The organism is Enterococcus sp. RTP21361st1_A6_RTP21361_211029, from assembly GCF_040910045.1.
Classification (GTDB): Bacteria; Bacillota; Bacilli; order Lactobacillales; family Enterococcaceae; genus Enterococcus_D; species Enterococcus_D gallinarum.
Genome location: NZ_JBDGBK010000056.1, coordinates 1 through 20351, shown reverse-complemented (window position 1 = coordinate 20351; position 20351 = coordinate 1). Strand labels below are relative to the sequence as shown.

The following is a 20351-nucleotide window of genomic DNA, read 5'->3' as shown; positions in this document are numbered from 1 at the left end:
CACACTATTATCCGATTTACGATAAGATAAACATTATCTATTTATTTGGGGAGTTCCACACGATAATCCGAATACCCGTTATTTAAAACAGATGAAGAGGCGATTGAAGAGATTCGAGAAAGCGAAAACTGGAGAAATCTGGTAGAAGCAGTTGATGTCAACTTCAGGATTCACTTTCGATTGGATTCTCACCTCACGACGATTCGACAGGATTTTAATGAGACACGTTTGTATATTGATTTGTCTGCTGAAGTTGATGTGCAGAAACAAGCATTGGCAGTAAGCGCAGGAATTCCTCAGCTCGTTCGGAAGAAAACCGATTATGTTGATGACCAAAAGAATGGGCAAATCATTGGTCAAATCAGAGACCTAGATCCAGCAATTGCTTTTTATATGGATGATTTAAACAATTGGAACCAAGCACTAGTAGAAAATATCAGTTATATTGAACGATTTAGCGAAGAAAATGTCATCAAACAATGGAGGGATCTGCTCTATGGCGTCGTCTAAACAAATAAAGATATTCCATATTGCGGCTGCAGCTGTTTCTTCAGAGTGGCAAAAACAGCTTTCTTCTTTGTTTATCAATGGCTTCCGTTAGCCTATGATTTCAGAAAAGATGAGCAGGAACTGCAGCTGTTCGAGAAAGACAAATATAACAGCAAGTACCATCGAGCCCTTTTTCTACTAGAGAAAGATGCGTTGATTCTTGAAGACAAGGAGCTATTGGAACAACTGCCAGCCTATCAAATCTTTTACGAAAAAAACTGTCAGCTGTCTCCCGAAGTTCAAGCGCTCTTCACATTAAAAGCAGCAAAACTGTTTGATGAACAACAGTTGGAAAATGTTTTTAGTAGCATCAATGAACAATTTTCAGCGAAGCAGCAAGGATATAAGTTATCGATGGATCACATGAAATTTAATAAAGATGTATCGTTGCAAATCACTAAAGAAGGACATGCAGCTTGTCAGGTAAAGGCACAATTGACACCAGATTATCAGCAAATCACTACTTGGAAAATGACGAACCTGATCCCTAAAGAGGAACGGACATGTTTTTATCCCGAGATCGCAAATATCCAAGGAGAGGCGATACTGAAGATCAAATTTTTTTTCATCAAAGAAAACACAAATCAGGTCATTCAAGTGATTGAGATCGCCCACGATCGCATCCTAAATGGGGATCCGATTTACTTCAAATTGGATCAACAGTCATACATCAACGTCTCATTGTATGCCAAAGGAAATCAAGGACAATTTACGATCGGACAAATGCACTTGCGACGAGCAATGGCAGATGAAAGTGTCATGATTCCAGGGGGCGGCCGGATCCGGGATGATGAGCATCTGGGCGGAGAAGTGATCTATTACTTTAATCCAGGAGACCTAAAACCTCCATTAGCGGTTTATTTTTCCGGATATCGCTCTGCTGAAGGATTCGAAGGACGTGGAATGATGGGGAGCATGGGCTGTCCTTTTTTGCTGATTGGTGACCCCCGTCTAGAAGGAGGAAATTTCTATCTAGGCAGCCAGAAATTTGAACAAGAAATCGTAACAATCATATTAGAAAAACTAGCATTGTTGGGATTTCAAAAATCGGATCTCATTTTGTCTGGATTGTCGATGGGCACTTTTGGCGCTCTTTATTATGCGAGTGATTTGAGTCCAAACAGTGTCATCGTGGGGAAACCGTTGACGAATCTTGGATCTATTGCACTCAATGAACGCATCAATCGGCCAACAGGATTTCCAACTTCATTGGATATGCTGCTTTACAATATTGGCTTTGTTTCAGAAGAAGCAAGTAGTCAATTGAATGGACGTTTCTGGGAAAAGTTTAAAAGTGGAGACTACAGGCAAACGACATTTGCTATCGCCTACATGAAACAAGACGATTATGACATGGAGGCATTTCCAATGTTATTTGAATTTCTAAAAAGCAATTTTCCCATGACTCGTGTTCTATATAAAGGCATGATAGGCCGTCATAACGACAATAGTCCCGCCATCAACAATTGGTTTTTGAAACAATACAAGAATATTCTTGTGCATACATTTCATCGGAATATCAAGAAAATTTTATAAGAAATGGGGGAGTCGATGAATCGCATGTACCGTATCAAGTGGGGGATCGACTTTAATGATAATTACAATTATGGCGCAAAAATAGCCTACACATCCTCTGGTGACGTCGCTTATTCTTCACCTCTGATGCCTCCTGGCGTCAGTATTAAGTCCTGGTATTCGAAAACAGAATTTCACAGTAGTCGAAAATCACCTATGTTGCCGATGTTGCTGCCTGGACACGAGTACGAGTTAACACTTCATGCTGAATTCGATCGTAAAGAAGCAGTCCAGCTGCTGGTGGATTTTTTTGATAAAGACGGCTTTTTTCTTGAAAAACTGGTCTTCGAAACAACCCAGGAGAGCTTCCGTTTTCCACAAAACGCCACTGATTACCAAATTCATATGGTAAACAAAAAGCACCAACAGATTCTTTTTAAGGAATTGGTTTTATCCACTAAGGAGAACCAAGCTTTGGCGGTGGTTCCTATAGGAGCAAACTCAGGAGCAAACATTGTTGCAGTTACTCCGTTGGTGGGGGAAAGTGCTGCATTATCGGTCGTATTCGAAAAACAGAATAGTTATGTCAAAAAATATTCACTTCCTGATTGTGAAGCGGGATTATTTATTGAGCCCGGTGTTACGGCTGCTTCATCGTTTTTGGAAGTTTTGTTTGAACAAATCTATCAGCGAATCGATAATCCTGATCAAATCACCCTTAAAATGGGACAAAATTTTTCTTTACTGGAATCCTGTTATCACGATGATTTTTCTATACTGGCTTTATTATTTGCAAAACCAAACAAAGAAACTGAGTCAACTGAGCTTATGCATCGTTTGCAGAAAAAAATCGTACTTAATCGAAGGGCACTGAATGTATTAGAAAATTTAAAAGAAAATAGAAAAAAATCAATCTAAATAAAAGGGGGACATCATGAATTTTTTTGTAAATAAAGCAATGGGAACCGGCAATTCTGGTGTGGAACATGCACAGTTCTACCGTGCTGCTTGTTTTGATAGAAAAAATATTCCGTATAAATATATTTTTATGGAATTAGTAAAGAATCTTCATGAAGCGATGGCAGCTTGGAAGATACCAGACAATAAAGTCATCTCCATGTGGGAATATTTTGCCCTAGAAGGTGACTATTTAAGACAAGGAGCTAAAGCGAATTTTACCGCGAAACAGGATCTCTTGGTAGACGCCACGAACACGCATAGGATTAAAGAAACCATCACATCATCAGGATTGAAAATCGTTGAGCACATGGAAAAATCCCCTAGCCGAAAAAAAGAAGGGTTATTGCTAGTTTCAGATTATCGGGTAGAGATTTTTGACTATCGAACGAATCAAAGAAAAATCATGTACAGCTATCGCAATGATCCTCATCGAGGAAGAGTGATGACGAATATTCACTTGTTTGCTTTTAAGGGCAAACATCGCTTCTTTAGAAATGAAGTCTTGCTGCAACGCTTTTTCTTTAAACAATTGATGGAAGAGTTCCCAGAAACCAAAACTATCATCATTGATCGAGGAGAAGAAAGTGAGGCCGCCTTATATGATTATTGTCCTCCAGAAATCAAATTGATCGAAATAGTACATGCTGATCATTTATCTGATCGTGATGTACCTCGTGCGCCTCTTTGGAACAATTATTATGAATATGCATTGACGCATTTAGAGCAAGTTACTCACATCGTTGTTGCGACAGAATTGCAGAGACAAGATCTACTGATCGATTTTCCAAACGAATCCGAAAAAATTGTGACGATCCCTGTGGGGGGGATTCGCGATATGACAGAAGAATCATTTGAAAAAGGCAAACAACAGGCGGAGAAGTTTGTGACGGTCTCTCGCTTGGCATCAGAAAAGCACATTGATCTTGTGATACGTGCAATTGCTGCAGCAAAAAAAGAACATCCAACGCTTTCTTTAGATATCTATGGTCAAGGTGGAGAAGAAAGCAAGTTGAATGCAATAATCAAGGAGCTAAATGCAGAAGAATATATTCAATTAAAAGGCCACTCCCATGCGATCAATGAGGTATATCCCAATTATGATGCCTTTATTTCTGGCTCTTTTTCAGAAGGATTTGGATTGACCTATATCGAAGCATTGAATGCGGGATTACCAATTGTGACGTACAAGGCACGTTTTGGGGCGATGGAGTTGATCAAAGAAGGGGTCAATGGGTATTTGAAAGACTTTTCCAGAAATGATGATACCTACAATGTCCAGCAACTAACAGAAGGAATTCGTCAGTTAGTCGCTACTGATTTAAACCAACTTAAAGCCAACACCCGCAAGTCTGTCCGGATGTTTCAAGACTCGATAATTGCAGAGAAATGGAGTGAGTTGATCGATGCATTATGAATTAGTCACTGTGATCCGACCCAATGACCGGATATGGATGACACAAAAATCACGAATCAAAGAAGGAAACCAAGTGTTGTCTATCTCACCAAGTCCAAATTTTCAAGCGATGCTTCAAAAAGAAGCGGTGCAGGGAATAAATATTTTAGATCAAGTCACACAACGGAGCCACGATCCAGAAACCTTTTTATTTTTTAACCAAGTCCCAACGGCTTATTGTACAGAAGTCTATATGAACGAAGATCGTACCATTTCGTTGATTACAGACGGGGATGAAATAGGCAAAGTGAGCTTATACCCTATGACTAGAAGACATGTCAAAGAGGTACGGTACTTCTATCCGGATGGTACGATAGACTTCATTGAAGAATATGCCGCTGATGGGAAATTGTTCTCAACTATTTATTATTGTAACGATCAGGTTCAAGAGATTGCTTTTTTCAATGACCAGCAGCAAAGCATCTTGAATTATTACTTTTATCAGGGAGCAATCAACTTGGTCACGATTCGTGATACTGCAACATTGAAGGTAACCCAGAAATTTAATACAACACTTGATTTCATTCGGGAACAGTTAGCTTTGCGGTTAACAGAAAATGATACCGTGGGAATTTCATACATGGGATTAGAATTGTTCGCTTTAGCAACATCTAATTCAAGAAATACCCTGTATCTAGAAGAGTCGCCTCTTGATGGCAAAGGGAATATCAAAGGAAATTTAATGAGTATTTTAGATGATCACATCCCTTACATCCATAGGGTGGAAGTGGATCAGAAGAATTATCAACTATTGGCAAATAAGAATGTTTGCATGGACAAAGTTGTCTTGAAAGGATGAAGACGAAATGAAGAAAATGAAGGTCAATGAATTGTATGAGCAAATCATGTCATTAATCAAAGAAAACAGCGGATCCATGCTCTCTTTTGAGAATGAGCAGGAGGAAGCAAAGCGCATCCTGCATCAACAAAAAGAATTGATTGATCAATTGATTCAGATCAATCAAGAGATGAAAGCAATGATCAATAAGTCAGAAAATGACATCGATCTAAATGAGATCCAAGCGTTAAAAAAACAATTCAATGCGTCTTTTGAGCAGCAACAGGAAGAGCAAAACAGATTGCAAATGATTTATGAAAAACTCTTTTCTGCTTACGAGGTTGAAAAGCAAATGCTTCGGACGTATTTCTTGAATGAAACCGATCAGATCATTGATATGTTGACCTCAACCGTAGAAAGACAGGATAGCGAAGTGAGTCAATTGAGTCAAGAGCTGATTCATGAATTGCGTTCATTAGAAGAAACAGAAGTAGAAGCTAATACAGGTGCAGAGGAAAACGAACCAACAGAAAACGTTGCAGAAATGAGTGAGTCGCTATAGCTGGCAACTGATCAAATCCAATAGTTAAACACTGTATTCTTAATAGTTGTTAGCTGGAAATAAACTGGGGAGAGGTGATTTCGTTGACAAATAATCAGTTTCATTTAGTTGCTTACTGCGATCGGGAATATTTACTAGGACTGCACTAGTGGATTCAGAAGTAAAAATACTCCTAAACAAAGGGGCAAATCAAGAATGACACAATCGATGATCACAAAGAAATTATCCGCAATCGTCCAGATCAGCGAGCTAGACCAGATGCTAGCAGAGATGAATCAAACGATCGAACAACGGGATAGTAAAATTGAGCGATTAAAGCAAATGATCTCAGAAAAAAAACAGTCCACCATTGGGTATCGCGATTTTTTTATTCTGAAGAACAGTCAAGATGAGCTGAGAGATCTCTGCCAAAAAATTGACTTGCAGCGGGTCAAAGTCAATGACCTTTTGGAACATGTACGCAATACAAAAGCGATTTTCAACGATTTGTTTTTTTTAGAAACAGAAGTCAACGAACAGGCGAAGAAAATACAAGAACTGTCAAATGCATTCTTTATTCAAGCGGAGACAAAAGAGTAGCGGCTGAAACAACAACAGAATGTTTGGGGAGCAAGAAATCATGACAAATAGGGAAGTTAGGAGGATTAGTGTGGACAAAATCATTGCATTAGACATTGATGAATTTCGAGTAGGCGTCGTTGGCTATGGTTATCAAGATGTCAGAAGTTCTGTTTATTCAGAAGTCAAAAAAAATAATCTGCAGTATCTTTTAGGAAAGAATAATGAACCGACCCACTCCAAAAACAAAGTTGGGGAACGAATTCTTCTCGGGGGAAGCGAGCAAGAAATTACTTGGGGCTTCGACAAGTTATATAGTCGACGTTCGAAGGCTTACCAAACCTTTGGAAATCCATTGGCAGCCATTGGAGACCAAAATTTTAAGACATATATCAAAACGATACTTTCTTATTTAGTAGAGAAGAGAACCTCGCTTTTCACTGAAATTGCAAAGGATTGCTTTAGCTGCTCATTGTGCATTGGCGTAGCAACAGAAAGTTTTGACCAGCTGGCAGAAATCGAGAGGCAACTGGCAGATGAATTCGAGACAGTCGTTAATGGTACCCACTATCGGATACGAATCGAACGAGTAAAACTGATTCCCAAATCGCTGGCTGTGATTTTTGAAAGTAGACGAAACGATATTCATTTAATGTTAGGCGTTGAAGAAATTCTGGCGGGATTGACTTATGTGTTTGAGATTAATGATCATTATCTAACTTGTGACAGTTATGAAAATGGCGAACTGATCAAAAGTACAAAAGTTACAGACGGCTTGTATGAATTAGCCGGCAACGTGGTACAAGCTTACCAAGAAAATGAGGGAAATCATCCCACGCCAACTTTTGATTTGGATGCTGGGGTAATCTACGATATGCTGGTCACAACGAAGAAGAACAATCCATTTATTGTGACGATCAATGGACGTCAGACCGTCGATTTAACCGAAATCGTTAAAAAAGAGCTGACGGCTTTGACGGATCAATTCATTGATTATGTCAATAGTGATCAGGATGTTCAATATGCGGATACAATACTGATCCGGGATATTTCTGCAGGAACGATCAATGAAAACACAGTGAATCAGGTATTAGCTAAAATGGGGCTATCTTGTAAAGTGTTTAATAATAAAAATGCGCTGGGAATGTATTTATTTGGGGAATTGTTCTGGCAAGACCAACCGAAGAGTACGTCGAATCAACTAACCAAATTGATTCCGAGCTATCAGAAGTTACCGAGCAAAAGAGTCATTATTGAAGCTCATCTGTGGAAGCAATTTTTGCAGAACAGTCAGAATTGCTTAAATTCTTGATCAATGATGACAAGGAGCCTTCCATTTAGCAATGAAAAAGAGAATTTTGATCGATAAACGATCAAGATTCTCTTTTTCTCGTGGTTGGATTTTTTTGCTTAAATCCGATACTCGAATAGGGCAAGAATTGGTCATCGGCAATCATCTATCAGCCAAACTGTCGCAGATGAATGAAGGATCATTCTGTGCTTTAATCTTCTTCGGAGGTTTGCTCTTTCTGATTGCTGGTATCTTCAGCTACCGTCACCGTAAAAAAAATCTTTGGGGAAAATCAATTTATCTGGTTCAGAAATGTTTTTTTCTCAAAGGTTTTTGATTACTGGTTATTTTATAAGGACACCTAAAATCTGTTTAAATTTTTGGCTCATTTGCTGTGCAGATGGTACACTAGAGTCAAGGGAGGGATCCTATGCTTTGGCTGATAATTGTACTTATTGGACTGATTGCTGGGTTATACTATATTTACCGAACTGCAGTCCTAAAAAAAGGTGTACGTTATTTTGTATCTGCTCTGATCATGCGCAATAACCATTGGTATGAAAAAGAAGGCAGAAAACAACTTGTTTCTTCGGGACAGCGATCACAGGAAGCACCTTCAACTTTCTGGCAAGAAGGGTCCGAATGTACCCTTACTGCAACGGATGATGTTCTGTTACATGCACGGGTCTTTGATCAGTGTGCCAAAACATGGGTGATTTGTCTTCATGGCTATCGCAGTTCTGGACAAGTCGATTGTCAAGATGCCGCGGAACGCTTGTGGCAAGCCGGACACAATGTCTTAGTGCCAGATCTTCGCGGACACGGGCAAAGTGAAGGGCTTCAAATCGGGTTAGGCTGGTTGGATCGCTTAGATCTGATTCTCTGGATCGAGAAATTAGTTGAAAAAGATGCGCAATGCCAGATTTTCTTGTATGGTCAAGGGATGGGGGCCGCAACAGTCCTCTTAGCGAGTGGAGAAGTATTGCCTATTCAAGTTCGAGGATTGATTGCAGACAGCAGCTATACCTCGATCTATAGTTTGATACGAGCCAATTTACCGCGTCTTTCTGGATTACCCGTCAAACGGTTCCTGCGTATGGCAAATCGTTACAGTAAACAATTAGTAGGGTACCCATTTCTACAGATCTCTGTCACACGCCAACTAGGCAGTAACCATTTACCTGTTTTATTTTTACATGGTTCTGAAGATCCATTTGTCTCAGCAGAAGAAACAGACACATTGATGGAAGCAACTGCTGGGGAGAAAAAACGAGTCATTTTTCCAAAGATGGGCCATCTTCAAGCGGTCACAGAAAGTCCAGAATATTGGCCGACTATTCTACAATTTATCCAGGCAACAGAGTAATAGTGCATTTGAATTTTTTTAACTAGAAAGGAATGTGAAAAAATGGAAATCAAAGAAGAAAACAAACGTTTTGCCTTATACGATGACGGCAAGGAAATAGGAGAAATCACCTGGCAAGAGGCGCCAGACGATGTGTTGGTGGTTGATCATACATTTGTTGATTCTGCGTATCGCGGTCAGAAGTTAGCACAAAAGTTACTGAATGCGGTGGTAGAAAAAGCGCGCCGCGAAGATCGAAAAATCATGCCAGTTTGTTCATTCGCTGTCAAAGAGTTCAAAGAAAAATCAGAATATGATGATGTATTGGCTCGCTGAATTTCGGTAGAAAATGATTGAGACAACAGTCGTGCAACAACGATCTTTATGTTGCTGTACGGCTAGTGTCTTTTTTTGTTCTGGGATTTAGTAGGTGTCTTGTTTGGATGCAGGGAACATCGCCATAGCATCAATAAAATATACTGGAAAAAAGGTCCCGAATGTGGTAGAGTTAGAAGGACGATTCTAGCAAGCAAGGAGGAGCTATCGTGTACAATATATTATTAGCAGCAGTGATTGTGATTTCTGTGATCATGGTTATTACGATTATGATGCAACCAAGCAAACAAAATAGTGCTGCCAGCGCGTTTACGGGTGGAGCAGACCAATTGTTCGGTAAACAAAAAGCGCGTGGATTTGAAGCGGTAATGCAACGTTCAACTGCCATTTTAGGCTTTGTATGGATGGTCTTGCTATTTCTTTTGGCCTATTTGTCATCAAAATAATTGGATGAAATTTGGAACCTCTCGGCTGCGAGGGGTTTTTTCTTTGCCAAAAATCTTATGAACGCATTTATCGTTGAAATCATCGAACTATGGTAGAATTGGACGTGAGGTGAAACGAAGAAATGAAGAATTTTAACCAACCAAAACCAGTGTTTGCTCCCCACGGAGATCGGGCAGTGATTTTGTTCCATGCTTATTCTGGTAGTCCCAATGATGTGCGGATGCTTTGTCGGTTTTTAGAACAAAAAGAGTATACTGTTTATACACCGATGTTTTCGGGTCATGGGACAACAAATCCTGAAGATATTTTGAATCAAGGAATTCAACAATGGCGAGCAGATGCCAAAGCAGCGATTGAATTTTTGAAAGAAAAAGGTTACCAAAAAATTGCTGTGCTGGGATTGTCAATGGGAGGCATCTTTGCCATGAACAGTTTGACACAAGCGGAACCTGCGCTAATCGGTGGTGGGCTATTCTGTTCACCGCTCTTTGAAACAAAGAATGATGTGCCGCGAAATTTTGAAAAATATGCAGAAATGATTCTGCAATACTCTTCTTATTCATCTGAAGAGCAGCAAATTATTTTGGCTCGCGTACCGCAACAAGTCAGAGCTCAGCTGCTAGAAATTGAATCGATTGGGCAAGAAACAGCAACTAATCTTGACACGATCGATGTGCCTGTTTTTCTTGCACAAGCAGGAAGAGACCGTATGATCGATCCCCAGACGGTTTTTCGCACAGCAGCAGCATTGTCTCATGTGCCCTACACATTACAGTGGTATCCACATAGTGGACATGTAGTGACTGTCGGCCCAGAACGAAAAAAATTAGAACAAGATGTTTGGGCTTTTCTGGAAAGCCTCGCTTGGGAAGGGTAAAAAATGAAAGAGACGATTAAAACAAAAATTATTCAGTTCATGGAAGAAAGCCGCAAGAAAAGCTTTTCCATGGAAGAAATTGCCGAAGCATTGCAACTGCAAAAAAGCGAGGATTTCAAAAATCTTGTTCAAACAGTAGCCGCAATGGAACGAGAGGGGAGCATTCTCTTCAATAAGAAAGGCAAAGTCAAATTGCCAATGCAGCGAGTCTTAGTTGAAGGAACATTCCGAGCAAACGAACGAGGCTTTGGATTTGTGAGTATCGATGAAGAAGAAGACATCTATATTCCTAAAGAATCGACTGGCTATGCGATGGATGGAGATACAGTTGCTATCGACATACTTCATGCTGCTGATCCTTTTTCCGATAAAGGGGCAGAGGGCAAAGTCGTTGAAATCCGCAAACGGGCAGTCACACAAGTTGTCGGTGAGTTTACACTCTTTGATGAAGCGGAGATCCAAGAAACAGACCTCTATGGAGTCGTTCAGCCAAAAGATAAAAAAATGAATGAGTTAAAAGTATTCATCGGTGCAGAAGGCGTTCGTCCGGTAGATGGCAGCATTGTGATCGTTGAGATCACTCACTATCCGGAGAAAGGCTACTCTAAAAGCTTGGAAGGACTAGTCAAAAAAGTAGTTGGTCATAAAAATGATCCTGGAATGGATATTTTGTCGATCGTCGTAGCTAACGGCATTCCGACAAAGTTTGAAGAAGCAACATTAGCGGAAGCTGATGCAGTTCCTGATGCCATTGATCCGGCACAATTCCCAGAACGTCGTGACCTGCGGGAACAATTGATTGTCACGATCGATGGGGCAGATGCGAAAGACCTTGATGATGCGGTCACCGTTCGTAAATTAGCCAACGGCAACTTTTTCTTAGGGGTCCATATCGCAGATGTTTCTTATTATGTGACAGAAAACAGTGCCCTAGACAAGGAAGCTTTTGAACGAGGCACCAGTGTCTATCTGACCGATCGGGTCATTCCTATGATCCCTCAGCGGCTGTCAAATGGTATCTGCTCACTGAATCCTCACGTTCCGCGGTTGACAATGAGTTGTGAGATGGAAATTGATTCTTCAGGTAAAGTGATCAAACATGAGATTTTTCAAAGCATCATTCAAACAACAGAACGAATGACTTATCAAGCAGTAAATGAAATCTTGGAAGACCAAGAGCCTGAGACAATGGCGCGTTATGCCTCGCTTGTTCCGATGTTTAAGGAAATGGCTGAATTGCATCAAATCTTAGAAGCGATGCGCGTTCGGCGGGGGGCAGTTTCTTTTGAGGATCGTGAAGCCAAAGTATTGGTTGACGAAGCAGGGCATCCTCAGGACATCCTTCTTCGCGAACGAGGAGTTGGCGAACGATTGATTGAGTCCTTTATGCTGGCTGCTAATGAAACAGTGGCAGAGCATTTCAACAAACGTCGATTGCCGTTCATTTATCGGATCCATGAAGAACCAAAAGAAGAAAAAATGCGGCGCTTTTTTGATTTTGCTTCTGCGTTAGGAATTGTTGTCAAGCAGACAAAAGGCTCCATCACGCCCAAAGATCTACAAAAAGTCGTGGAAGATGTTGCAGATAAACCTGAAGCGATGGTGGTCAACACCATGCTGTTGCGAAGTATGCAACAAGCAAAATATTCTGAAGATAACTATGGGCATTATGGACTGGCTGCAGACTACTATACCCACTTCACATCACCGATCCGCCGATACCCCGATTTGATCGTTCATCGGCTGATTCGTTCATACAGTACTGATCCGTCAGAAAGCAATCAAGAAAAGTGGGAGCAGAACCTTCCAGATATTGCTTTACACAGTTCACAAATGGAGCGAAGAGCAGTGGAAGCAGAACGTGAAGTAGATGCTCTTAAAAAAGCTGAATTTATGGCCGATAAAGTAGGAGAAGAGTTTGACGGGATTATTAGTTCAGTAGTAAAATTCGGACTTTTCGTGGAGTTGCCGAATACCATCGAAGGGTTAATCCATATTACTGCATTGAAACAAGATTACTTCCATTACTTGGAAAACCACCTCGCATTAGTAGGTGAACGTACTGGGCAAACGTTTAAGATCGGACAAAAAGTTCGCATCAAAGTGATCAAAGCGGATCCAGAGACTCGCGAAATCGATTTTGAATTGATTGAAGCAGAAGAAGTCGTACGAATCCAACAGCCTAAAAATAAGCAAAATAAAGAAAACAAACAGCGAAGACAAACCTCAGATCGACAGAAAAAAGAAAATTTACGGGGAAAATCTTCTCGTAAAAAGAAAAAAAACGGAAATTCAAAAAAGAAACCTTTCTATAAAGGAATTAAGAAAAAGTAGGAGGGATGACCGTTGCCTAAGGGAGAGGGCAGACTAATTGCCCAAAACAAAAAAGCTCGTCATGACTACACGATACTTGATACGATCGAAGCAGGGATCGTGCTGCAAGGGACTGAGATCAAATCGATCCGCAACAGTCGGATCAATCTAAAAGACGGCTTTGTTCGTATCCGTAATGGAGAAGCCTATTTGTATAATGTTCATATAAGTCCTTATGAACAGGGGAACATTTTTAATCATGATCCTTTGCGTACAAGAAAATTGTTACTGCATAAAAAGCAGATTGCTCGGTTGATCGGTGAAAGCAAAAATACAGGAATGACCATTGTTCCGCTAAAAGTTTATATCAAAGATGGTTATGCCAAAGTTTTGATCGGCTTAGCCAAAGGAAAACGCGAATATGACAAGCGAGAAACCCTAAAACGAAAAGATCAGGAACGGCAAATTGATCGTGCTCTTAGAAACTTTTAATCTTCTAAGAAGTTCTTTTAGAATCATTTAAAGTGTATTGCTTTGAGATTAGGGAAAAATTTGGTAGCATTTAAGGCAAAGGTACTGATGTACCAAGCTTTTCATGAAATTTCACGACAGTGTTTCAATTAATTTTTTTTTCGAATTTTGGCAGAAAAACTTTTTTGTCTAATTTTCTTGAAAATACTTTGAAATTTTCTTGTCGTGGTGGTATGATACCGATTGTTATGAGAGGAAACGCATTGTAACACCAGATATTTTCTGGAGATGACAGGAAAAGAGGTGAGAAAGATTGGATGAAAAATCGCTTATGTTTCACATCGGTCCGATTTGGTTTGATGGAACTGTAGCAATGATGACAATCATTTCTTGTATAATTGTTTTTTTGGTGGTGTTCATTTGTACACGAAATTTGCAAATGAAGCCAAAAGGGAAACAGAACTTTATTGAATGGGTCATTGATTTTGTTCGCGGAATCGTAGCTGACAATATACCAGGATCGCAAGTGAACAACTTTCATTTGCTGGGTGTAACAATGTTTCTTTTTGTGTTTGTGGCGAATGAAATTGGGCTGGTCACAAAGATCGTGACAGCTGATGATGTCTCTTTATGGAAGAGTCCCACAGCGGATCCTTTTGTCACCTTGACACTTGCACTTATGGTTATTAGTTTGACACATTTCTTTGGTATCAAAACGCTTGGTTTCAAAAACTTTATGATCAATTCTTACTTGAAACCAGTTGGTTTCTTATTACCATTGAAAATTATCGAAGAATTTACAAATGTTATTACTTTGGGCTTACGGCTTTATGGGAATATTTTTGCTGGAGAGGTCTTGTTAGGGTTGATAGCGAATATGTTCACAAGTCTAGGTTGGTGGTCATTGCCTATCGCGATGCCGCTTGAAATGATTTGGATTGGCTTCTCATTGTTTATAGGCGCCATCCAAGCCTATGTATTTGTCACATTGACCATGGTATTTATGAGCCACAAAATCGTGGCGGAACACTAATCAAAACAAACACTTTTAGGAGGAAAAACAATATGAATTTCATCGGAGCAGGATTAGCAATTATCGGAGCAGCAATTGGTGCAGGTTATGGTAACGGACAAGTAATCACCAAAACGATCGAATCAATGGCACGTCAACCTGAAATGTCAGGTCAATTACGTTCAACAATGTTTATCGGGGTAGCGCTAGTCGAAGCTGTGCCTATTTTGGGGGTAGTTATCGCGTTGCTATTAGTCTTCCAAGGCTAAACGTGAAAAAGGCAGAAACGAACAATGCACTCGTTTTTGCTTTTTTAAATGAGAGAATTACTTTCAGAAAGGAAGAGTCGTTATGCTAAATCACTTGGTTCTAGCAGAAGTAAAAAATGCTATGCTTGGCAATATTATTCTTGTCAGCGGCTCAATTCTTCTTTTGCTATTCTTGTTGAAACACTTTGCATGGGATGCCATTAGTAGCATGATGCAAAAACGGGAAGAAAAAATCGCCAATGATTTGGATTCAGCGGAACAATCCCGCTTGAATGCAGCGAAACTGGAAAAAGAACGCCAAGAAAAATTGGCCAGTTCCCATTCAGAAGCTGCGGAGATCATCAAAAGCGCCAAAGACAGCGGAGAATTGAGTCGCCAAAATATTTTGAACGAGACCAAAGAAGAAGTTTCTCGTTTGAAAGAAAAAGCTCACTCAGATATCACGCTTGAAAAAGAAGCTGCGTTAAAAGAAGTCAAAGATGATGTTGCAGATCTTTCACTTCAAATCGCAGAAAAAATCTTGGGCCGTGAATTGACTCCCGAAAATCATGAATCTTTAATTAATCAATATATCGAAGGATTAGGTTCAGTCAATGAAACTCGATAAATTTACTGTAGGTAAACGCTATGGCAAGGCGTTGTTCGAATTGGCGATGGAAGAACAACGAGCTGAAGCTGTTTATCATGAGTTGATGACACTACGTCAGATTTATCAAGAGATTCCGATGTTTGGCCAAATCGTGACCGATAATCGTTTGGATCTTCATGAAAAAAGAAAACTTGTTGATCAGTTATTTAATAACTTTGATGGATTAGTCAAAAATTTTCTTGAGATCGTGTATGAATATAATCGTATGGACGACCTATTGCTGATCATTGATGAGTATGAACGCCGCTATGACGAGCAGCAAGGTTTAGTCAGTGGTACGGTGACCACAGCAGTTGCATTGTCGTCAAGTCAAAAAGAACAATTGTCGAAACAAATCGCACAGACGCTCGGCTACCAGAAAGCAGTGCTTTCAGAAAAAGTTGATCCAGCCATTTTAGGTGGAGTCATCGTGGAAGCCAATCATCAAGTGATCGACGGTAGTATTAAGAGCCAACTGGATTATCTGCGACAACAGATCGGCAGATAAACAAGAGATAAGAGGTGAATCGGATGGCCATCAAAGCAGAAGAAATAAGTGCCTTGATCAAAGAACAAATCAAAAATTATCAAAATGAACTTTCTGTAGAAGAAATTGGAACAGTCACATACGTAGGGGATGGGATCGCCCGGGCTCACGGATTAGAAAATGCGATGAGTGGAGAATTGCTTGAGTTTTCAAACGGTTCTTACGGTATGGCCCAAAACTTGGAATCCAACGATGTAGGGATCATCATCTTAGGTGAATTTGAATCCATTCGTGAAGGTGACAAAGTAAAACGTACTGGAAAAATCATGGAAGTTCCTGTTGGGGATGCCTTGATTGGACGAGTAGTGAATCCGTTAGGACAACCAATCGATGGCTTAGGTCCAATCGATACAGATAAATCTCGTCCGGTAGAAGCAGCTGCACCTGGTGTTATGCAACGTAAATCCGTTTCAGAACCAATGCAGACTGGATTGAAAGCCATTGATGCTTTAGTTCCAATCGGACGCGGACAACGTGAATTGGTCATTGGTGACCGTAAAACAGGGAAGACAACCATCGCAATCGATACGATCATCAACCAAAAAGGTCAAAATATGATCTGTATTTATGTAGCGATCGGTCAAAAAGATTCCACGGTTCGTGCACAAGTAGAAACATTGCGCCGTTATGGTGCGCTTGACTATACGATCGTGGTATCAGCCGGTGCTTCTCAACCTGCACCACTATTATATATCGCCCCTTATGCTGGAGCAGCAATGGGTGAAGAATTCATGTATAACGGTAAACACGTTTTGATCGTTTTTGATGATTTATCAAAACAAGCCGTTGCTTATCGGGAACTTTCCTTACTACTTCGTCGTCCGCCAGGTCGTGAAGCTTACCCAGGGGACGTTTTCTACTTGCATTCTCGCTTATTGGAACGGGCTGCAAAATTAAGTGATGAACTAGGCGGAGGCTCAATGACTGCCTTGCCATTCGTTGAAACCCAAGCAGGAGATATCTCTGCTTATATTCCAACCAACGTGATCTCCATTACAGACGGACAAATTTTCTTAGAAAATGACCTGTTTTATTCAGGTGTTCGCCCTGCCGTAGCTGCCGGACTTTCCGTTTCACGGGTTGGGGGTTCTGCACAAATCAAAGCGATGAAGAAAGTGGCTGGAACATTGCGTTTGGACTTGGCAAGTTACCGCGAGTTAGAAGCCTTCACGCAATTTGGTTCTGATTTAGATGCCGCTACTCAAGCAAAATTGAATCGTGGACGTCGGACTGTTGAAATTTTGAAACAAAAACTGCATGAACCATTAGCAGTTGAAAAACAAGTGGTTATTTTATATGCATTGACGCACGGATTCCTTGACAGTGTGCCAGTAAATAAAGTATTAGACTTTGAAGCAGAATTGTTTGAATACATTGAAGCAAATCAAGCAGATGTGTTTGAAACGATTCGTGCAACGAAAGACTTGCCAGAAGAAAGCTTATTAGATGACACAATCAAAGCATTCAAAGATATTTTCATGGCTGCAAATACATCACGTGTTTCAGCACAAGACAAAATGTCAACAATGCAAAATGCATAAAAGAGGTGAGAATGAATGGCTGCTTCATTAAATGAGATCAAGCAACGAATTGCCTCAACCAAGAAAACCAGTCAGATCACAAACGCCATGCAAATGGTTTCGGCTGCTAAATTGACTAAATCAGAAGCACACTCAAAACAATTTCAAGTCTATGCAACGAAAGTGCGTGAGATCGTTACTCACCTTACTGCGCAACAACTCTCAGATCTTGCAGCTGCTGGACCTAAAGAGGGCGTCAATTACAACAGTATGCTTGTTAGTCGTCCTGTAAAGCGCACTGGCTATATCGTCATTACTTCAGATGGCGGTTTAGTCGGTGGCTACAACAGTTCGATTTTGAAACAAATGATGACGATGCTGGACGAAGATCATGCTCAAGATGAAGAATATGTTATGATCGCCATCGGTGCGACAGGAGCAGATTTCTTTAAAACACGAGGAATCAAGTTAGCTTATGAGTTGAGAAATCTTTCCGATCAGCCAAGTTTTGACGAAGTGCGTAAAATTGTTACCTTAGCTACAACGATGTATCAAAATGAAGTATTTGATGAACTATATGTTTGTTATAACCATCACATCAATTCGTTGACGAGCCAATTTCGCGTGGAAAAAATGCTGCCTATCTCAGATTTGGATCCAGAAGAAGCAGAAAGCTATGAACAAGAGTATTTGTTTGAGCCTTCAAGAGAAGCAATTTTGGATCAGTTGTTGCCGCAATATGCTGAAAGCTTGATTTATGGTGCCATTGTCGATGCCAAAACAGCAGAGCATGCTGCTGGAATGACTGCGATGAAGACGGCAACAGATAATGCCAAAAATATTATTGGGGATTTGACGATTTCTTATAACCGGGCGCGTCAAGGAGCAATCACCCAAGAAATTACTGAAATTGTTGCGGGGGCATCCGCGTTAGAATAATTTCGAGAACGAATGGAGGAATACGAATGAGTTCAGGCAAGATTGTTCAAGTCATTGGTCCCGTTGTCGACGTGGAATTCTCTCTAGACCAATCCTTACCAGATATCAACAATGCGTTGATCGTTTACAAAAAAGACGAGAAAAAAACAAAAGTAGTATTGGAAGCCGCTTTAGAACTAGGGGATGGTGTGATCCGCACCATCGCAATGGAATCTACAGACGGTTTGCAACGAGGAATGGAAGTCATCGATACAGGTGCCTCAATCTCTGTCCCTGTAGGAACAGATACTCTAGGCCGAGTATTTAATGTACTAGGCGATACTATCGACTTGGAAGCACCATTCCCAGAAGATGCCAAACGTAGTGGTATCCACAAAAAAGCCCCAGATTTCGATGAATTGTCAACAAGTACAGAAATCCTTGAAACTGGGATCAAAGTTATCGATTTATTAGCTCCTTACTTAAAAGGTGGTAAAGTCGGCTTGTTCGGTGGTGCCGGTGTTGGTAAAACCGTATTGATTCAAGAATTGATTCACAATATCGCTCAAGAGCATGGGGGAATTTCAGTATTTACCGGTGTTGGCGAGCGGACGCGTGAAGGTAATGACTTGTATTATGAAATGAAAGAATCAGGCGTTATCGAAAAGACAGCCATGGTTTTCGGTCAAATGAATGAACCACCAGGTGCCCGGATGCGGGTTGCTTTGACTGGTTTGACCATTGCTGAGTATTTCCGTGACGTTGAAGGTCAAGATGTGCTCTTGTTTATCGATAATATTTTCCGTTTCACACAAGCGGGTTCTGAAGTATCTGCCTTGTTAGGCCGGATGCCATCAGCCGTTGGTTATCAACCAACTCTAGCAACTGAAATGGGTCAATTACAAGAACGAATCACTTCTACGAAAAAAGGATCTGTAACATCGATTCAAGCCATCTATGTGCCAGCCGATGACTATACTGACCCAGCGCCAGCAACTGCATTTGCCCATTTGGATGCGACAACGAACTTGGAACGTAAATTGACTGAACAAGGGATTTATCCTGCGGTAGATCCATTGGCTTCATCATCAAGTGCATTAGCTCCTGAAATCGTAGGGGAAAAACACTATGAAGTAGCAACCGAAGTTCAGCATGCGTTGCAACGTTACCGTGAATTGCAAGATATCATCGCGATCTTAGGGATGGATGAATTGTCAGATGAAGAAAAGACTCTCGTAGCGCGTGCGCGTCGAATCCAATTCTTCTTATCACAAAACTTCCACGTAGCGGAACAATTTACAGGACAACCAGGTTCTTATGTGCCAGTTGAAGAAACCATCAAAGGATTTGCTGAGATTTTAGAAGGTAAATACGATGATCTTCCTGAAGAAGCCTTCCGAAGTGTAGGTCGAATCGAAGATGTAATTGAAAAAGCAAAAGCACTAGGTTATTAATAAGCAACCATAGAGAAAGAGGGGAACCTCATGGATCAATTTTTAACGGTTAATGTGGTGACACCTGCTGGTTTGGTGTATGAACACCATGCCAAAATCGTGGTTGCACGAACGACAGATGGAGAAATCGGGATCTTACCGCAACACGCGCCGATCATCGTGCCTTTGGCTATCGATGAAGTTCGAGTGAAACGGATCGATTCCGATACTCACGTCGATTGGATCGCTGTCAATGGCGGAATCATGGAAGTGCGGGACAATGTAGTTTCAATTGTAGCCGATAGTGCTGAACGTGATCGTGATATCGATGTTTCTCGTGCTGAACGTGCCAAACAGCGTGCCGAAAAGCAAATCGAAGAAGCAAAACAAGTGGAAGATATCGACCAATTACGACGTGCGACTGTTGCTTTGCATCGTGCAATCAATCGAATCAATGTGTCAAAACATTCCTAAGCGAAGACCAGTGGTCTTTGCTTCAGACTGTAGACAAAGTCCATTTTATGGATGATGTCTACAGTCTTTTCTTTTATAATAGATTTATGAAAACG

At 40.7% G+C, this 20351-nt stretch carries 22 protein-coding genes; all 22 read left to right on the top strand.

The features are described from left to right. Positions 1–102 precede the first annotated feature (102 nt). On the top strand, positions 103–510 hold the full coding sequence (asp1, locus tag AB5Z52_RS10865) for an accessory Sec system glycosyltransferase Asp1 (protein ID WP_368243755.1): 408 nt from the start codon (positions 103–105) through the stop codon (positions 508–510). 45 nt (positions 511–555) lie between these two features. After that, complete coding sequence (gene asp2, locus AB5Z52_RS10860) at positions 556–2085, top strand: accessory Sec system protein Asp2 (protein ID WP_288551767.1); 1530 nt, start codon at positions 556–558, stop codon at positions 2083–2085. A 15-nt stretch (positions 2086–2100) separates the two neighbouring features. After that, complete coding sequence (gene asp3 / locus AB5Z52_RS10855; RefSeq protein WP_288551766.1) at positions 2101–2982, top strand: accessory Sec system protein Asp3; 882 nt, start codon at positions 2101–2103, stop codon at positions 2980–2982. Between the two features lie 16 nt (positions 2983–2998). Further along, positions 2999–4438, top strand: coding sequence for a glycosyltransferase (locus AB5Z52_RS10850; protein ID WP_288551765.1), 1440 nt, complete (start codon positions 2999–3001; stop codon positions 4436–4438). After that, positions 4428–5276, top strand: coding sequence for a DUF2963 domain-containing protein (locus AB5Z52_RS10845; RefSeq protein ID WP_003127568.1), 849 nt, complete (start codon positions 4428–4430; stop codon positions 5274–5276). Before AB5Z52_RS10850 ends, AB5Z52_RS10845 begins: the two co-directional genes overlap by 11 nt. 7 nt (positions 5277–5283) lie before the next feature. Continuing rightward, positions 5284–5817 (top strand): hypothetical protein, encoded by a 534-nt coding sequence (locus AB5Z52_RS10840; protein WP_003127569.1) that lies wholly within the window; start codon positions 5284–5286, stop codon positions 5815–5817. Between the two features lie 195 nt (positions 5818–6012). Beyond that, positions 6013–6396 carry a hypothetical protein gene (locus AB5Z52_RS10835; RefSeq protein ID WP_003127574.1) on the top strand — a complete coding sequence of 128 codons (384 nt, stop codon included), beginning with the start codon at positions 6013–6015 and terminating at the stop codon, positions 6394–6396. A 70-nt stretch (positions 6397–6466) separates the two neighbouring features. Continuing rightward, complete coding sequence (locus tag AB5Z52_RS10830) at positions 6467–7687, top strand: hypothetical protein (RefSeq protein ID WP_288551763.1); 1221 nt, start codon at positions 6467–6469, stop codon at positions 7685–7687. Between the two features lie 409 nt (positions 7688–8096). Further along, positions 8097–9032 carry an alpha/beta hydrolase gene (locus AB5Z52_RS10825; protein ID WP_288551762.1) on the top strand — a complete coding sequence of 312 codons (936 nt, stop codon included), beginning with the start codon at positions 8097–8099 and terminating at the stop codon, positions 9030–9032. Between the two features lie 12 nt (positions 9033–9044). Next, positions 9045–9347, top strand: a complete 303-nt coding sequence (locus AB5Z52_RS10820; RefSeq protein WP_225585961.1) for a GNAT family N-acetyltransferase — start codon at positions 9045–9047, stop codon at positions 9345–9347. 209 nt (positions 9348–9556) lie between these two features. Beyond that, a complete protein-coding gene (gene secG / locus AB5Z52_RS10815; RefSeq protein ID WP_003127578.1) occupies positions 9557–9793 on the top strand; it encodes a preprotein translocase subunit SecG in 237 nt (78 codons plus the stop codon). A gap of 122 nt (positions 9794–9915) precedes the next feature. Next, positions 9916–10671 (top strand): carboxylesterase, encoded by a 756-nt coding sequence (locus AB5Z52_RS10810; protein ID WP_288551761.1) that lies wholly within the window; start codon positions 9916–9918, stop codon positions 10669–10671. Between the two features lie 3 nt (positions 10672–10674). Continuing rightward, entirely contained in the window at positions 10675–13005 is a 2331-nt protein-coding gene (gene rnr, locus AB5Z52_RS10805; RefSeq protein ID WP_288551760.1) for a ribonuclease R, read from the top strand. A gap of 12 nt (positions 13006–13017) precedes the next feature. Then, positions 13018–13476 (top strand): SsrA-binding protein SmpB, encoded by a 459-nt coding sequence (gene smpB, locus AB5Z52_RS10800; protein WP_003127581.1) that lies wholly within the window; start codon positions 13018–13020, stop codon positions 13474–13476. Positions 13477–13768: 292 nt separating this feature from the next. Further along, a complete protein-coding gene (gene atpB, locus AB5Z52_RS10795) occupies positions 13769–14488 on the top strand; it encodes a F0F1 ATP synthase subunit A (RefSeq protein ID WP_003127582.1) in 720 nt (239 codons plus the stop codon). 32 nt (positions 14489–14520) lie between these two features. Next, positions 14521–14736 carry an ATP synthase F0 subunit C gene (gene atpE, locus AB5Z52_RS10790; RefSeq protein WP_288551758.1) on the top strand — a complete coding sequence of 72 codons (216 nt, stop codon included), beginning with the start codon at positions 14521–14523 and terminating at the stop codon, positions 14734–14736. An 82-nt stretch (positions 14737–14818) separates the two neighbouring features. After that, entirely contained in the window at positions 14819–15343 is a 525-nt protein-coding gene (gene atpF, locus AB5Z52_RS10785; protein ID WP_288551757.1) for a F0F1 ATP synthase subunit B, read from the top strand. Next, positions 15330–15872 (top strand): ATP synthase F1 subunit delta, encoded by a 543-nt coding sequence (gene atpH / locus AB5Z52_RS10780; protein ID WP_005471844.1) that lies wholly within the window; start codon positions 15330–15332, stop codon positions 15870–15872. Before atpF ends, atpH begins: the two co-directional genes overlap by 14 nt. Before the next feature lie 23 nt (positions 15873–15895). After that, positions 15896–17452 (top strand): F0F1 ATP synthase subunit alpha, encoded by a 1557-nt coding sequence (gene atpA / locus AB5Z52_RS10775; RefSeq protein WP_003127587.1) that lies wholly within the window; start codon positions 15896–15898, stop codon positions 17450–17452. A 15-nt stretch (positions 17453–17467) separates the two neighbouring features. Continuing rightward, complete coding sequence (locus tag AB5Z52_RS10770; protein WP_003127588.1) at positions 17468–18370, top strand: F0F1 ATP synthase subunit gamma; 903 nt, start codon at positions 17468–17470, stop codon at positions 18368–18370. Between the two features lie 26 nt (positions 18371–18396). Further along, a complete protein-coding gene (gene atpD, locus AB5Z52_RS10765) occupies positions 18397–19803 on the top strand; it encodes a F0F1 ATP synthase subunit beta (protein ID WP_003127589.1) in 1407 nt (468 codons plus the stop codon). A 30-nt stretch (positions 19804–19833) separates the two neighbouring features. After that, on the top strand, positions 19834–20256 hold the full coding sequence (locus AB5Z52_RS10760) for a F0F1 ATP synthase subunit epsilon (protein WP_003127590.1): 423 nt from the start codon (positions 19834–19836) through the stop codon (positions 20254–20256). The last annotated feature ends 95 nt before the right edge of the window (positions 20257–20351 follow it).